The sequence below is a fragment of the Burkholderia sp. MSMB1459WGS genome, from assembly GCF_001534535.1.
Classification (GTDB): domain Bacteria; phylum Pseudomonadota; class Gammaproteobacteria; order Burkholderiales; family Burkholderiaceae; genus Burkholderia.
The window spans coordinates 390,964-406,296 of the sequence record NZ_LPMU01000044.1 but is presented as its reverse complement, the minus strand read 5'-3'; the positions used below and the strand labels follow the sequence as shown (position 1 = coordinate 406,296).

At 63.5% G+C, this 15,333-nt stretch carries 11 protein-coding genes; 1 reads left to right on the top strand and 10 read right to left on the bottom strand.

Features of this window, described 5'->3' with window-relative positions; all coding sequences use genetic code 11:
- Positions 1-31 precede the first annotated feature (31 nt).
- From hpaI to WT97_RS18470, 3 genes are all read right to left on the bottom strand, one after another.
- Positions 32-823, bottom strand: coding sequence for a 4-hydroxy-2-oxoheptanedioate aldolase (hpaI, locus tag WT97_RS18480; RefSeq protein ID WP_060354003.1), 792 nt, complete (start codon positions 821-823; stop codon positions 32-34).
- Positions 798-2,132, bottom strand: a complete 1,335-nt coding sequence (locus WT97_RS18475; RefSeq protein ID WP_060354002.1) for an MFS transporter — start codon at positions 2,130-2,132, stop codon at positions 798-800. Before WT97_RS18475 ends, hpaI begins: the two co-directional genes overlap by 26 nt.
- 61 nt (positions 2,133-2,193) lie before the next feature.
- The gene (locus WT97_RS18470) at positions 2,194-3,741 is read right to left on the bottom strand and encodes a UxaA family hydrolase (RefSeq protein WP_060354001.1); all 1,548 of its coding nucleotides are present in this window, start codon (positions 3,739-3,741) and stop codon (positions 2,194-2,196) included.
- A gap of 219 nt (positions 3,742-3,960) precedes the next feature.
- On the opposite strand from WT97_RS18470, the gene WT97_RS18465 reads away from it, so the two are divergent.
- Entirely contained in the window at positions 3,961-4,968 is a 1,008-nt protein-coding gene (locus WT97_RS18465) for a LacI family DNA-binding transcriptional regulator (RefSeq protein ID WP_373558482.1), read from the top strand.
- Positions 4,969-5,071: 103 nt separating this feature from the next.
- Here WT97_RS18465 and WT97_RS18460 read toward each other — a convergent pair whose 3' ends face one another.
- The 7 genes from WT97_RS18460 to WT97_RS18430 all read right to left on the bottom strand — a co-directional run bounded on the left by WT97_RS18460 (position 5,072) and on the right by WT97_RS18430 (position 15,222).
- Positions 5,072-6,256, bottom strand: a complete 1,185-nt coding sequence (locus WT97_RS18460) for a porin (protein ID WP_060353999.1) — start codon at positions 6,254-6,256, stop codon at positions 5,072-5,074.
- Positions 6,257-6,361: 105 nt separating this feature from the next.
- A complete protein-coding gene (locus WT97_RS18455) occupies positions 6,362-7,699 on the bottom strand; it encodes an MFS transporter (RefSeq protein ID WP_060353998.1) in 1,338 nt (445 codons plus the stop codon).
- Between the two features lie 680 nt (positions 7,700-8,379).
- Positions 8,380-8,730, bottom strand: a complete 351-nt coding sequence (locus tag WT97_RS18450) for a copper-binding protein (protein WP_060353997.1) — start codon at positions 8,728-8,730, stop codon at positions 8,380-8,382.
- Positions 8,727-11,933, bottom strand: coding sequence for an efflux RND transporter permease subunit (locus tag WT97_RS18445; RefSeq protein WP_060353996.1), 3,207 nt, complete (start codon positions 11,931-11,933; stop codon positions 8,727-8,729). Before WT97_RS18445 ends, WT97_RS18450 begins: the two co-directional genes overlap by 4 nt.
- Complete coding sequence (locus WT97_RS18440) at positions 11,930-13,459, bottom strand: efflux RND transporter periplasmic adaptor subunit (protein WP_060354082.1); 1,530 nt, start codon at positions 13,457-13,459, stop codon at positions 11,930-11,932. Before WT97_RS18440 ends, WT97_RS18445 begins: the two co-directional genes overlap by 4 nt.
- Before the next feature lie 11 nt (positions 13,460-13,470).
- Positions 13,471-14,763: a TolC family protein gene (locus WT97_RS18435; RefSeq protein ID WP_060353995.1), complete on the bottom strand. Its 1,293-nt coding sequence runs from the start codon at positions 14,761-14,763 to the stop codon at positions 13,471-13,473.
- A 90-nt stretch (positions 14,764-14,853) separates the two neighbouring features.
- A complete protein-coding gene (locus WT97_RS18430; RefSeq protein ID WP_060353994.1) occupies positions 14,854-15,222 on the bottom strand; it encodes a hypothetical protein in 369 nt (122 codons plus the stop codon).
- Between the last annotated feature and the right edge of the window lie 111 nt (positions 15,223-15,333).

Sequence of the window (15,333 nt, the reverse complement as noted above, 5' to 3'; positions counted from 1 at the left end):
CTGTCTGTATCTATTCGCGGAGCGGCGCGGGTCAGTCCGTCGCGCGCACATCCGCAAAGTCGCGCGCGAGTTTGCGTGCCGCGTTCGCGAGCATCAGGATGTCCACGCCCGTGGCCACGAACATGCAGCCAAGTTCGAGGTAATGACGCGCAAGCGTCGGGTCGGAGGTGAGCGTGCCCGCCGCCTTGCCCGACGCGACAATCGTCCGGATCGCATTGTCGATGGCGTGCTGCACTTCCGGGTGCGTGGCCTTGCCGCGATAGCCCATGGACGCCGCGAGATCGGCCGGTCCGATGAACACGCCGTCCACGCCATCCACCGCGCAGATCTCTTCGAGATTGCTCAATGCTGCGGTCGTTTCGGCCTGGACGAGCAGGCATACTTCGTCATCCGATACATCGAGGTAGTCGGTGCGCAGGGCCCAGCGGGAGGCGCGGCCCACGGCACTACCCACGCCGCGAATGCCGTGCGGCGGATAACGGACGGCCGCGACCAGCGCGCGCGCTTCGTCGGCGGTGTCGACCATCGGCACGAGCAGGTTGCGCGCGCCAATATCGAGCAGACGCTTGAGCAGCGCGGGGTCGCCGTTCACCGGGCGCACCACCGGCTCGCCGTGGTACGGCGCCACCGCTTGCAACTGCGCGAGGATCGTGCGCAGGTCGTTGGGCGCGTGTTCGCTGTCGATCAGTAGCCAGTCGAAGCCAGCGGTCGCGCTCACTTCGGCAAGATACGGGTCGGCCATCGAGAGCCAGAAGCCAACCTGCTTCTTGTTCGCAGCGAGCGCTGCCTTGAACGGATTAAGCGCGGATGTCTGCGTGTTCATGAGTGCCTGTCTCCTTTAAAGGGTCGCCGAATTGAATGGGTTCCACCTTCCCGAGGAGGAACAGATAGTTGACAATCGCGATGGCGATCAGCGCGGACGAAAACAGCAGCGCGGGCACGAACGAACCGGTCGCGCCAACGATGGCGCCCGTGATCACCGGGCCGACCACGCCGCCAAGATTCGACACCGTGTTTTGCAGGCCCGCGACCATCGAAACGGCATTGGGCGGTGCGACGTCGCCTGGCAGCGCCCACACCTGCGAGGCCGCCACCGTGGTGCCCGACTTCGCGATGCACAGCAGCAGCACGGCCAGCCACGCGGATTGCGCAAACGCCGCGAGACCGATGCTCGACGCCATCAACAGGCCAATCACGAGAAACAGCTTGCGCGTGGCGGTGAGAGAGAGCTTGCCGCTCGCGAAGACGCGGTCCGAGGCCCAGCCCGCCAGAATTTCCACAAAGATCGAGGCCAGCAGGGGCAGCGAGGCCATCCAGCCCATCTGCAGCACGCTCATGCCGCGCTCCTTCATCAGATACGTGGGCAGCCACGTGATGAAGAAGTACGAGTTGTAGTTAATCATGAAGAAGCCGATGCACATCGCCCAGATGTTGCGATGCGCGAAAAGCTTACGCCATGGGGGACGCGTGGTGCTCTGCGCGCCTTCCGAGAGCCGGTCGCTTTCGATATGCGCAAGCTCCGCGGCGCTGACGCGCGGATGCTTCGCGGGTGAATCGGTGAAACTCACCAGCCACACCACGAACCAGACGACGCCGAGCAGCCCCGTCAGCACGAAGGTCATCTTCCAGTCGAACGCGGCCAGCATCCAGCCGATCAGCGGCAAGGCGATCGCGCCGCCGAGTTTCGAGCCGCTGTCGAAAATGCCGGCGACGGTCGCGCGTTCCTTGCGCGGAAACCAGCGCGTGGCGATGCCCGCGTTGCTCGGGTACGCACCCGCCTCGCCCACGCCCAGCGCCACGCGCAACGCCACGAGCGAGCGAAAGCCGCTGGCGAGGCCCGTCATCGCGGTCGCGACCGACCACCAGAGCACCGCGAAACCCAGCACTTTCTTCTGGCCGAAGCGATCGGCAAGCAGGCCCGCAGGCAATTGCAGCAGCGCATACGACCAGAAGAACGCCGACATGATGATGCCCATCTGGATCGCGTCGAGATGAAATTCAGACTGAATTTTCGGCGCGGCCGCCGAAAGCACCGTCCGATCGATGTAGTTGATCGCAATCGCAGCCCACATGAGGCCCGCGACCCACCAGCGCATAGTCGAGCGGCCCGGCCGCCGAGCAGATTGCAGCATCTGCCGTCTCCTGTCTGTTTTATTGATCTGAAAGCTGAAAACAACGCGTGAGCTCGCGTGCTCAGCTCACGATACCCATGTGCCAGGGCACGAATTCGTTGTCGCCGAGTCCGAGCAGTTCGCTCTTGGTGCGCTCGCCCGATGCCGCGCGCACGATCAGACGGAAGATGTCCTGACCCATTTCCTCGATGCTGCGCTCGCCATCGATCACGAGACCGCAGTTGATGTCCATGTCCTCTTCCAGACGCGTGAACATCGGCGTGTTGCTCGCGAGCTTGAGCGTCGGTGCCGGCTTCGAGCCGAACATCGAACCGCGTCCGGTCGTGAAGCAGATGAGGTTCGCGCCGCTCGCGATCTGGCCCGTCACCGCGACCGGATCATAGCCGGGCGAATCCATGAACACGAAGCCCGCGCGGTCGATCGGCTCCGCGTATTCATAGACCGCTTGCAGCGGCGTGGTGCCGCCTTTCATCGCCGAGCCGAGCGACTTTTCGAAGATGTTGGCAAGCCCCCCCTGCTGGTTGCCCGGCCCCACCACGCCGTTGAACTGGCCGTTATGGCCGTGCGTATAACGCTCCCACCACGCCAGGCGGTCGAGCAGCTTCCGGCCGACTTCCGGCGAGACGGCGCGGCGAGTAAGCATGTATTCGACGCCATGAATCTCGGGCGTTTCCGAAAGAATCGCGGTACCGCCGTGGCGCACGAGCAGGTCCATCGCGGCACCCAGTGCCGGGTTGGCGGTGATGCCCGAGAAGCCGTCCGAACCGCCGCATTCGAGACCGATCTTGAGATGGCTGACCGGCACCGGCGTGCGCACGACGTCGTTCGCGGCGGGCAGCATCGCCTGCACCGCGTTGATGCCCGCCTCGATCGTCGCGCGCGTGCCGCCCATATCCTGCATGACGAGCGTGTGTACGGCCTTGCCCGTTTTGAGCCCTTGCGAGTGGAGCAGATCGCCGACCTGGTTGCGCTCGCAACCGAGCCCGACGATCAGCACGCCGCCAAGATTTGGATGGCGCGCATAACCGGCAATGGTGCGGCGGAGCACGTCGAAGTGCTCGCTCGGCGAGGACATGCCGCAGCCGCTCGTTTGCGCGAAGGCGACCACACCGTCAACGTTGGGATAATCGCGCAGGCGCTCCGGCGTGAAATAATCGGCGATATGACGAATCACCGTGGCCGAGCAGTTCACCGACGCGATGATGCCGATGAAGTTGCGCGTGGCGACACGGCCGTCAGGACGCACGATGCCCTGGAAGGTCGCACGCTGGTCGGCCGGGACATAGTCCACGGGCTTGACGTCGAGGCCGAAGCCCGGATCGCGTTCGAAATCGACGAGCGTGATGTTGTGCGTGTGAACGTGGTCGCCCGGTTCGATATCGCGTGCTGCCACGCCGATCACGGTGTCGTACTTGCGGATGGGCTCGCCCGCCGCGATTCGGCGCGCCGCGACCTTGTGGCCCGCGGCAACCTGCGCTCGCAGACGGATCGCTTCGCCTTCGATGCTGACTTGATGGCCGATTGTCAGCGCCTCCCGTGCGATCAGGACATTATCGTTCTGGTTAAGCCGGATGAGCGGCCCATTGTAGGTCTTGCTGGACTGAAGCATTCGCCTGTCTCCGTGCATCGAACGGACGAGGCCGCTCCGGTCGCACTAGTAATCATCGCGCCGCGCCGGGGAATGCGCAGCCTTTCGGTTCGGTTCGCGTTACCGGTTAATGTAACCGGTAACATTGATGCGATCGTAGTACAGTTTTGGGATAATTGCCAACACCTTTTTGCAGCAGGAAGACCCGCGCCCGTGACCAAAAACCCGACAGAAACCGCCCTGCCTGCCACGCGGCGCGCCCGCAAGAGCACCGGCCGCATCACCCTCAACGATCTGGCCCAGCTGATTGGCGTCACCAAGGTCACGGTGTCGCGCGCGCTCAACAATCCCGAGCTGGTCTCGGTCGAAACGCTCAAACGCGTGCGCGAGGCGGTGCGGCAGACGGGTTACACACCAGATCTGATCGCAGGATCGCTCGCGTCCAATCGCAGCCATCTCGTCGTGGCCCTCATTCCGGCGATGGCGGGCAGCGTGTTTCAGGAAACCGTGGCCGCGCTCACCACGGAACTGGCCTCGGCCGGCTATCAACTGCTGCTCGGCCAGAGCGGCTATGACGAATCGCGCGAAGAGGCGCTGCTCGACGCCATCATCGGACGGCGTCCGGCCGGCATCGTGCTCACCGGCGTGATCCACTCGGAGGCCTCGCGGCAGAAGCTGCGCGCGGCGGGCATTCCGGTCGTGGAGACGTGGGACATCACGCGCTCGCCGCTCGATATGCTGATCGGCTTCTCGCACAAGCGCGTGGGCGAAGCGGCAGCCAGCTATCTGCGCGAACGGGGCGCGCGTCATCCGGCCATCGTTACACCGGGCGACCGTCGCGCGAAGCTTCGCGCCGATGCCTTTATCGAGACCTTCGGCGGCACCGTGCCCGTCGCCGCAGTGCCCTCGCCCGCGCATCTCGGCGACGGGCGCCGCGCGTTGTCGAAGCTGCTCGACGAGCATCCGCAGATCGACGCCATCTTCTGCGGCGCGGACATCATGGCGCTGGGCGTGTTGATCGAAGCGCACGCCCGCCAGCTCGACGTTCCCGGACGCCTCAAGGTGATCGGCTACGGCGACCAGAATTTCGCGGGCGACACCGACCCGGCGCTCACAACCATTCGTATCGACGGCACGAAAATCGGCAAGCTCGCAGCGTCCATGCTGATCGAGAAGATCGAAACCGGCACGTGCAAGCGCGCGAAGGTCGACGTCGGTTTTACACTGATCGAGCGCGGCTCGGCTTGAAGTTGTCGCCGCCACACAATCCGCCGCGGCATAAGCCAAAAGCGCAAAAGGCCCCGCAATCGCGCGGGGCTTTTTTTACGGTTTCTTCTACGCTGACGCGCGATCAGAACTTCGTGCGAATACCCGTGAACACATCCACCTGACGGTTCGTCGACGAAGCGCCGCCCGCATACGCGATCGACGCGATACGGCGATACGTCGAACCCACTCGTGTCGAGGCATCGCCCGCCGCGAGCTGGTAGGTGGCGGACACATATACGTCAGTGCGCTTCGAAAGCGCGTAATCCACGCCCAGCGTGAACTGATGCCACTTCGGTTTGAGCGATGCGCCACCCGTGCCCGGCAGATTGTTCGCGCGTCCGTCCGTGAACGTGTAGATGCCAATGAGCGTGGTGGCGGGCGTGAGCAGGTAACGGAGGTTCGCGTCGTAGTTGCTGAACTTGCGAGAGGAACCGTCCGTGTAGTCCAGTTGCGTGTGGCTGAACGCGAAGCCCGCGATCGCCTTGCCGATCCTGTAGTTCCCGCCGGCCGCCGCGATCTGCTGGCGCACCACGCCCCCGTCGAGGTTGTAAAAGAATGCGCCGCTGTAGTCGTCGCCGCTCGTGGTCGACGTACCGCCGATCGCGCCGCCCGTGTTGGTCGTCGTGTTTGGATGGTCGAGCAGCACATAGCCGCCGCCGAACGAGAGCGGACCGTTCACATAATTCACGGCGATACCCCATGCGCGGTTGTTGCCGAAACCCGTGCCTGAACCGCTTGCCTGGTTGCTGAACGCGTACATGCCGTCGACGGTGAAGCCCGCGATGGCGTCACTGCGGAACTTCACGGCGTTGTTGATGCGGAAGGTCTGGTTAAGGTTGTCGTTGTCGCCCACGTGCGTGGAGGGCGACCAGATGCCCGGACCCGCGTATTGCGCGACGAGGTCCGCGAGCGGTTCGTACTGGCGACCGAACGTAACCGTGCCCACGCCGCTCCTGGCAATGCCCACGAACGCGCTGCGACCGAACAGACGGCCGCCTTGCGCCGCCGTGCCGTCGCTGGGCTTGAAGCCGCCTTCGAGCGTGAACACTGCGCTCAGTCCGCCGCCGAGGTCTTCGTTGCCCTTGAAGCCAAAACGGCTGCCGCTCAAACGGCCGCTCGTGGCCTGAACTACCGAACCGCCCTTGATGTTGTTGACGTAGCCGATGCCTGCATCGAGGACACCGTACAGCGTGACCGAACTTTGTGCGTGCGCGACCACGGGCGCGGCGAACAGCAGTCCGGCCGCTGCGAAAAGTGCTTTTTTCATTCGAGTGACCTGATATTTAATGTGATTAGGAGTGTTATGTATTCTGACCTCAGGTGAAGATCGGGAATTTTTCCATCGACTCAAACAGCGCCGCTGCGGCTGAATTTACCGAGCGTGACTGTGCTCGCGCGTTCGCGAGTGCGTCGCCGCGCCGTCGATTGCGTCCAGTCGGATCGGCTCCACCTTCCCGAGGAGGAACAGATAGTTGACAATCGCGATGGCGATCAGCGCGGACGAAAACAGCAGCGCGGGCACGAACGAACCGGTCGCGCCAACAATGGCGCCCGTGATCACCGGGCCGACCACGCCGCCAAGATTCGACACCGTGTTTTGCAGGCCCGCGACCATCGAAACGGCATTGGGCGGTGCGACGTCGCCTGGCAGCGCCCACACCTGCGAGGCCGCCACCGTGGTGCCCGACTTCGCGATGCACAGCAGCAGCACGGCCAGCCACGCGGATTGCGCAAACGCCGCGAGACCGATGCTCGACGCCATCAACAGGCCAATCACGAGAAACAGCTTGCGCGTGGCGGTGAGAGAGAGCTTGCCGCTCGCGAAGACGCGGTCCGAGGCCCAGCCCGCCAGAATTTCCACAAAGATCGAGGCCAGCAGGGGCAGCGAGGCCATCCAGCCCATCTGCAGCACGCTCATGCCGCGCTCCTTCATCAGATACGTGGGCAGCCACGTGATGAAGAAGTACGAGTTGTAGTTAATCATGAAGAAGCCGATGCACATCGCCCAGATGTTGCGATGCTTGAGCAGCGCACGCAGCGAGGGGCGCGCGGTGGCATTCTGGCCGGGCAGCGCGTCGCTTTCGATATGCGCGAGTTCCTCGGCGTTGACCCACCTGTGCTGACGAGGCGAGTCGCTGAACGTGAACTGCCACACCACGAACCAGACCAGCCCGAGTAAGCCGGTGATGACGAACGTGAGCTTCCAGTCGAACGCCGCAAGCATTGCGGCGATAAGGGGCAGCGCGATCGCGCCGCCGAGCTTCGAGCCGCTGTCGAAAATACCCGCGACGGTCGCTCGTTCCTTGCGCGGAAACCAGCGCGTGGCTATGCCTGCGTTGCTCGGGTACGCGCCCGCCTCGCCCACGCCCAGCGCCACGCGCAAGGTCACGAGCGAGCGAAAGCCGCTGGCGAGGCCCGTCATCGCGGTCGCGAGCGACCACCAAAGCACCGCGAAGCCCAGCACTTTCTTCTGGCCGAACCGATCCGCGAGGAAACCGGCGGGCAATTGCAGGAGTGCGTACGACCAGAAGAACGCCGACATGACGACGCCCATTTCCACCGCGCTCAAATGAAACTGCGACTGAATGCGCGGCGCCGCCGCCGACAGTACCGTGCGGTCGATGTAGTTGATCGCGATGGCCGCCCACATCAGGCCGGCAACCCACCAGCGCACACTGGAGCGACTCCGCACGTTGGCGGCCTGATTCATCCGAGTCTCCTGTTGTATTGATAATCATCCATTCCCCGGCCGCGCCGGGGAATGCGTACCGTTAAGCGGTTTCACCTCGCTCGATGTTACCGTTTACAGTAACCGGTAACATAGGATGCCATCGTAGTATGGCCGCCAAATAAATTCCAGCTTCTTTTCCCTGGGGTAAGCGCCGATTCCCAAACGTTCGGTGTGCAACCATGGCGTCCCCGCCGTGCAAGTGGGCTGAATTTTTAAAACGTACGATGTGTCGGTTTGCCCAGTACTTTCGGGGCGGGTGGCGAGAAGGAAAACGCCGCTCAACATCGAGGCAAGCAAACTCTCAGTAGAGCCAGCGGATGAGCTCCCCCCGTCGATGCCAGTCTTGTCATCGAACACCTGCTTTTCTGAAGCCAGCCCAATTTCCGTCCCGGTCTTAACTGGAAAATCCCGGCTAGCGGTCAATGGAAATGCCTGCCCGGGTGCCAGCGATTCGGCTTCGTGGCCTGCTTATGTCGCCCAGCATACGAGTCCAGGCACCAGCACAAGGGCGAAGCGAAGCATGCAACCCGACTTGTCCTCTGCTCGGTCGTGAGACTGATGCGTGCTTATGGATGTCGGGCGCATCCCGGTCTCCCCTGCCACCCTTTTGGCGCACCGGCGCGCGGACAAATGCTTGCGCGCCGGACACCGATGTGTTGTCAGGAGCGCTTTTCCAGTTTCACGATGGTCAGGGTGCCGTTGACATCTTCAACGCGCACCTTGACCTTGTCGCCTTCCTTGATGTGCTTGACCATCGTGGCATCCTTCGCCTTGAACGCCATCGTCATCGGCGGCATGCCGACGTTTTCGAGCGCGCCGTGCTTCAACGTGACCATGCCGGTCGCCGCGTCGACCTTCTTCACCTCCGCGTCGGTGAGTGCGTTGTTCGACGACGCCCTCATCGCGGAAGTTTTGGTCGACATGTCCATGCCAGCCATATCGTTGCCGGCAAATGCGGGCGTGACGAAAGCGGCTGCGAGTGCGGCAGATACAACAATGAGCTTCTTCATTGGACTTCTCCGGTTTGGTTGACTGGCACTTTCGTGCCGGAAGTTACTGCTTGGGGGAAACTGGCAGCACGGGCCTGTCGCGCGCGACGGCGCTGCAACAGGAACCACGCGGCGGGAATCACGAACATCGACAGAAGTGGCGCGGTCACCATGCCGCCTACCATCGGCGCGGCAATCCGCTGCATGACCTCCGACCCGGAACCGTGTCCGACCATGATCGGAACCAGGCTCGCGAGCACGACGGCCACCGTCATGGCCTTCGGCCGCACGCGCAGCACGGCGCCTTCGCGAATCGCATCGAACAGCAGCGCCTCGGTGAGCGGCTCGCCATCCTCCAGCCGGCGATTGAGCGCGCCTTTCAGGTACAGCAGCATCACGACGCCGAACTCGGCAGCGACGCCCGCGAGCGCGATGAATCCGACTGACGTCGCGACCGACACCGCATGGCCCAGCATCCAGATCAGCCAGAACCCGCCGACCAGCGCAAACGGTACGGTCGACATCAGCAGCAGCGCATCGGCGGCCGAATTGAAGGTCAGGAACAGCAGCACGAAGATGACGACGAGCGTGACGGGGATCACCGTGCGCAACTTGGCCGCCGCGCGTTCCAAGTACTCGAACTGACCCGACCACGCTATCGAATAACCGGGTGGCAATTGGACCTGCTGGGCCACCACCTTCTGCATTGCCTTCACGGCGGACTGCAGGTCGGTGTTGCGGATATCGACGTAGACATATCCGGAGAGCCGTGCATTTTCGCTGCGAATCATCGGTGGGCCGTCGGCGATCGTGACGTGCGCGACGTCGCCGAGCTGGATTTGCGCGCCGCGATCGGTAACGACCGGCAACTGCCGCAGCTTCTCAAGCGAGTCGCGGATTTCGCGCGGATACCGGATGTTAATGGGGAAGCGTTCGCGACCGGCAATCACCTCGCCGACATTCTCGCCGCCCACAGCCGACGACACGACCGACTGGATATCGGCGACCGAGAGTCCGTAGCGGGCCGCGGCCAGCCTGTCGATATCCACGTCGATATAGCGCCCGCCGTTCAGCCGTTCTGCAAGGGCCGAGGTCACGCCGGGAACGCCCTTGACGGCCGTTTCGACCTCGGTCGCGATACGGTCAATTTGCGTCAGATCCGGCCCGGAAATCTTGACCCCTACCGGCGTCTTGATACCCGTCGACAACATGTCCAGCCGGTTGCGAATCGGCGGCACCCAGACGTTCGAGAGCCCCGGCACCTTCACCGTGCGATCGAGTTCGTCGACCAGCTTCTCCGGCGTCATGCCCGGCCGCCACTGGCTGCGCGGCTTGAACTGAATGGTGGTCTCAAACATCTCGAGTGGCGCCGGGTCCGTTGCCGTATCCGCGCGGCCTGACTTGCCGAACACCGTCGCGACCTCGGGCACGGTTTTGATGAGCCGGTCCGTTTGCTGCAGCAGTTCGCTAGCCTTGCCGGCGGAAATACCCGGTAGCGCGGTCGGCATATACAACAGGTCACCTTCGTCGAGCGGCGGCATGAATTCGCCGCCAAGACGCGAAATCGGCACCAGCGTGAGCGCCAGCGCAACAACGGCGAGACCAATCGCCGCCCACGGCCGGCGCAACGTCGCCTCAAGCAGCGGCCGGTACAGCCGTATCAGCACGCGGGTGATTGGGTTTGCGTTCTCATGCGGAATCCTGCCGCGGATCAGATAACCCATCAGGACGGGCACCAAGGTGACCGACAAACCAGCTGCCGCTGCAATCGTGTACGTCTTTGTGAACGCCAGTGGTGAGAACAGCTTGCCTTCCTGTCCTTCCAGCGAGAACACAGGAATGAACGACAGCGTGATGATGAGCAGCGAGAAGAACAATGCCGGCCCCACCTCGGCGGCCGACGTCGCGATGAGTTCCCAGCGCTGCGCGGCGGTCATCCGTGTGTCGGGAAACTCATGCTCGAATGCTTCCAGGTGCTTGTGCGCGTTCTCGATCATTACGATCGCCGCGTCAATCATCGCGCCGATGGCGATCGCGATGCCGCCGAGTGACATCAGGTTCGCGTTGACGCCCTGATATCGCATCACGATGAATGCGGCCAGCACGCCAAGCGGCAGTGACAGGATCGCGACGAACGCGCTGCGAAGGTGAAACAGGAACACGGCGCAGACGAGCCCGACGATGATGAACTCCTCGATGAGCTTGTCCTTGAGGTTGTCCACCGCCCGTGCGATGAGTTGCGAGCGGTCGTAAGTCGTGACCACTTCGACGCCGGGTGGCAGCGAGCGTTTCAGCTCGGCAAGCTTTGCCTTCACCGCGTCGATGGTCGTCAGCGCGTTCTTGCCGGAGCGCATCACGATGACGCCGCCGGCGACCTCACCCTGACCGTTCAGTTCGGCAATGCCGCGACGCATCTCGGGGCCGATCTGGATGCGCGCCACGTCGCCCAGCAATACCGGCGTGCCGGCGTCGTTGGTCCGCAATACGACATTCCGGAAATCGTCGAGCGAGCGCAGGTAGCCAGACGAGCGCACCATGTACTCGGATTCGGCGAGTTCAATGACCGAGCCGCCCGACTCCTGATTCGCCTTGCCGAGCGCGTCGGCCACCGCGGCCTGCGTGATGCCGTACGCGCGCAGCTTGTCCGGGTCGAGCACGACCTGGTACTGGCGCACCATGCCGCCAATGCTGGCGACCTCGGAAACGTCCGGCACCGCTTTCAGCTCGAACTTCAGGAACCAGTCGTTCAGCGCGCGCAGCTGACCGAGGTCATGTTTTCCGCTCCTGTCGACCAGCGCATACTCGTACACCCAGCCCACGCCGGTCGCGTCCGGTCCGAGCGAGACCGTTGCGCCCTGCGGCAAGCGGCTTTGCACCTGATTCAGATACTCGAGCACGCGCGAACGCGCCCAATACTGATCGGTCTTGTCGTCGAACAGCACGTAGACGAACGCATCGCCGAACGACGAGTACGCACGGATAGTCTTCGCGCCCGGCACGCCCAGCAGCGTCGTCGTGAGCGGGTACGTGACCTGGTCCTCGATGACTTGCGGCGCCTTGCCCGGATACGATGCCTTGATGATGACCTGCGTGTCGGACAGGTCGGGCAGTGCATCGAGCGGTGTCTCGGAGACCGAGTACAGGCCCCAACCCGTTACGAGCAGGGTCGCGAGCAACACCAGGAATCGGTTGTGGATGGACCAGCGAATGAGCCGGGCAATCATTGCGCGCCTCCGACCGGTTCAACCTTCGTCAGTTGGTAACCATCGTCTGACTGCTTGAAGACGAAATGCACCGTCTGCCCAGCCTTGACGTCGGCAAATGCGCTGGGCGCCGGCTTGTTGAACGCCATCGTCATCGCCCCCCAGCCGAGCGCCGGCACAGGTTGATGCGAGAACGTAATGTCTGCGGCGGTCACTTTCTCGACCTTGCCGGTGGTCTCGTAGGTCTGCGCAGCGGCGGCAGACGCAGACGCCGGCGCGGCCGCGCTTGCCCCCGTACTGCCTTCCAGCCTTGGCAGAACGGACTTCAGGCTCGCTTCCGAATCGATCAGGAACTGGCCGGACGCGACGGCGGTGTCGCCGTCGTTCAGGCCGCTCAGCACCTCGGTTTCGTTACCGATGTCATTACCCACGGTCACTGTCGCTGGCTGCAGGCGGCCGTCGCCGTTCTTCACGATGACGACCGAACGTTTTCCGGTCGTGATGACCGCTTCGGACGGCACCAGCAGTCTCGATATCGCCTTCTGGCCGGCGACGCGCACGCGCATCAGCATGCCCGGCGTCAGCCTGAGCGCGGCGTTGTCGATTTCCAGGCGCGCCTGAAGCGTGCGGCTCGTGGTGCTGATGCCCGGCAGGACCTCGCGGATGCGCCCGGCGAAATGCTGGCTCGGATCGCCGGCAAACGTCGCATCGACCGTCATGCCGGGCTGCACATTCAGCGCGAGGGCCTCGGGAATCTCGACGATGAGCCAGAGTTTCGACAGGCCCGCGATCTTCGCGAGCGTCTGGCCGGGTGCGACCATCGCGCCGTCGCGAACGTTCAGCTCGCTAACGACACCGGCTTCGGGCGACGTCAGCACGACGTGCGTCTGCGCTTTGCCGGTTCGGTCGAGGCTCGCGATGATGCCCTCGGGAATCGACATCGCGCGCATTCGTGCGCGGGACGCTTCAAGCAGGCTAGCGTCCATCCCGCCGCGCTTGAGCGCAAGGTATTCTTCCTGCGGCGCGAGCCAGTCCGGCACGAACAGTGACGCGACCGGTGCGCCCTTTGCGATGCGTTGCATCGGCGCACTCGCGTACAACCGGTCGATGTAGCCGGTGACGCGCGACTGCACGACATCCGAGCGCGACTCGTCGAATTGCGTTGTGCCGACCGCGTCGAATCCGCCTGTCGTTTCCTGCCGGCGCACGGTCGCATAGCGAATGCCGAGGTTCTGTTGCAGACCCGGGTCAATCTTGATGCCGGACGAGCCGCCGCCTTCGTCCGCGTAGACAGGCTCCAGTTGCATGTTCATGAAAGGCGATTTGCCGGGCTTGTCGAAATGCTGGTTCGGCACCATCGGGTCATGCCAGTACAGCACCTTCCTGCCGGTCTTCGGGTCAATCTTGTCGCCTGACAGAACCGCGGCTGTCGACGCTGCCGCGGCAGGCATTGCCGCATGGCGTGTGCCTACAAAGTAGCCTGCCCCGAGCAAGGCCGCGCCGGCAAATACCGTCAGCACCGCGCGCACCAGTGGTTTTTGGGTCATATCGTTCTCCTTCACTGCGCTGCGGCCATCGTGGACGGCACCACTTGATATTCGAGCTGCGCCCACGTCTGGGACACTTCGCGCTTGAGGTCGAGCACCTGCAGTTCGGCCTCGAGCTGCGCGCGGCGAGCCGCGAACGTGTCCGCGAGCGAACCGCTACCCGCGCGATAGGCGGCGTTGGCGAGTTGCACACGCTGCTCCGCGGAGGGCAGCAGCGACTGACTCAGATTGGCGATGCGTTCGCGTCCGCTCGCCAGCGTGGCGGATTGCGTGCGAATGTCGGCCTGAACCTGTCGCAGCGTATCCTCGTACATCAGCCTCGCCTTCGTGGCGAGCTCGGCCTTTTCCGCGACGTCGCGGTTTTGACGGTTTTTCCGGTTCAGCGACAACGGAATGGTGACGCCGATCGACACCATGTTCGAGTACGCGCCGCCGCGTTGCTGGTACGCGACCTCCCAGGTCCAGTTCGGGCTGCGCTCGCTGTTGGCGACTGCTGTATCGGCTTCGGCGACCGAAATGTCGTCGGCTGCAGCCACGAGTGTTGGCTGCGACAGGCGCAGTTGCTCGGGAGGAAGCGACGATACGAACGACTCAGGCGCCGGCGGTTCGCCAGTCACTTCGGAAACGGGAGCGGCTGTCCAGCGCGACAACCCTATGAGCGCGGTCTGATAAGTCTGTTGCGCCTTGAGCACCTGGTCTTGCGTCTGCGCGAGCATCGCCTGCGCCTGCACCACATCGGCGGCGCTCGCCTTGGCGCCGCGATACGATGCCTTCGTCGCAGCCAGTTCGTGACGCATGTGGTCGAGCAGCGCCTGCTGCAGCGCGAACGCTTGTTTGGCGTAAGCGGCGTTCAGCCAGGCCGTGGCGGTTTGCTGGCGAACGTTAGCGAGTTGCACGAGGTAGCCGGCGCGTTCACGACCGACCATTTGGTCAGCGAGCGCTGAGCGCAGCCGCCGCTTGTCGCCGGATACCCATTCCTGCTCGATGCCGATGCGCCGCATCGTCATGAAGTCCTGACCGACGGTAAAGCGCTGAGGACCGTTGATCGGCAGGTTGTCGATCCCCGCCTTGAGCATCGGGTCCGGCAGTTGGCCGGCTTTGACGGCCTCCTCCGAACTGGCGCGTACGGACGCCTGCGCAGCCTGCATCGATGCGGAGCGATCGGTCGCCGACTGTAGCGCGGCGTCAAGTGTCAACGGTGCCTGCTGAGCATGCGCGACGCCCGCGACGAGTAACGCGCCAAAGAGCACGCGTGCACGCCAAGGAACACGCCGACGCAGCGGCGTGCTGAAAATGAATAGCATGTTCTAACCCCAAGGCGAAATCCCATAGGGATTCCACGTCCGGTATAGGACGAAACTCACCGCAACTGCGGTGAACCTGTCAGCGAGGGACTAGACGAGACGCGGGGGGCGCCATAACCCGTTCGGGTCACGGACCGGGAGAGACTGGGCGTAATGGAAGATGACGGGCATACCAAACGCAGCCGGACGGCTAACATCGGTCTTGGCGGCCGGATGATAGAGGCTGCCGAACTGGCATTGGGCGGTGACCTTGCAGAACGCACCCTTCGCCTTGGCTTTATCGACAGCCGAGGACTTCATCAAATCGCAGCCAGGCAAATCGCTGGACATGCTGGCGTACGCGCCCATCGACATGGTTTGCTGCATCGGACATTCACCGGTCAACCCACTCGCTGCCAGCCCGCTGATGGGCAGCACCACGCAGAGTAGCGAGAGGATGAAGGTCCGGAGCAATTTCATGGCGCGAATTATAGCCTGTACTCCGACGTGGTTGCGGTGCGTTATTGAGGTACTTTTCAATTTCTGGCCACCGACGCCAGTTCTGTATCGTCAGCATACGCATCCAGCGTC

Excerpts from the sequence above, each read along its gene's own strand:
- hpaI (WP_060354003.1), bottom strand. The coding sequence starts at position 823 with ATGAACACGCAGACATCCGCGCTTAATCCGTTCAAGGCAGCGCTCGCT.
- WT97_RS18475 (WP_060354002.1), bottom strand. The coding sequence starts at position 2,132 with ATGCTGCAATCTGCTCGGCGGCCGGGCCGCTCGACTATGCGCTGGTGG.
- WT97_RS18470 (WP_060354001.1), bottom strand. The coding sequence starts at position 3,741 with ATGCTTCAGTCCAGCAAGACCTACAATGGGCCGCTCATCCGGCTTAAC.
- WT97_RS18460 (WP_060353999.1), bottom strand. The coding sequence starts at position 6,256 with ATGAAAAAAGCACTTTTCGCAGCGGCCGGACTGCTGTTCGCCGCGCCC.
- WT97_RS18455 (WP_060353998.1), bottom strand. The coding sequence starts at position 7,699 with ATGAATCAGGCCGCCAACGTGCGGAGTCGCTCCAGTGTGCGCTGGTGG.
- WT97_RS18450 (WP_060353997.1), bottom strand. The coding sequence starts at position 8,730 with ATGAAGAAGCTCATTGTTGTATCTGCCGCACTCGCAGCCGCTTTCGTC.
- WT97_RS18445 (WP_060353996.1), bottom strand. The coding sequence starts at position 11,933 with ATGATTGCCCGGCTCATTCGCTGGTCCATCCACAACCGATTCCTGGTG.
- WT97_RS18440 (WP_060354082.1), bottom strand. The coding sequence starts at position 13,459 with ATGACCCAAAAACCACTGGTGCGCGCGGTGCTGACGGTATTTGCCGGC.
- WT97_RS18435 (WP_060353995.1), bottom strand. The coding sequence starts at position 14,763 with ATGCTATTCATTTTCAGCACGCCGCTGCGTCGGCGTGTTCCTTGGCGT.
- WT97_RS18430 (WP_060353994.1), bottom strand. The coding sequence starts at position 15,222 with ATGAAATTGCTCCGGACCTTCATCCTCTCGCTACTCTGCGTGGTGCTG.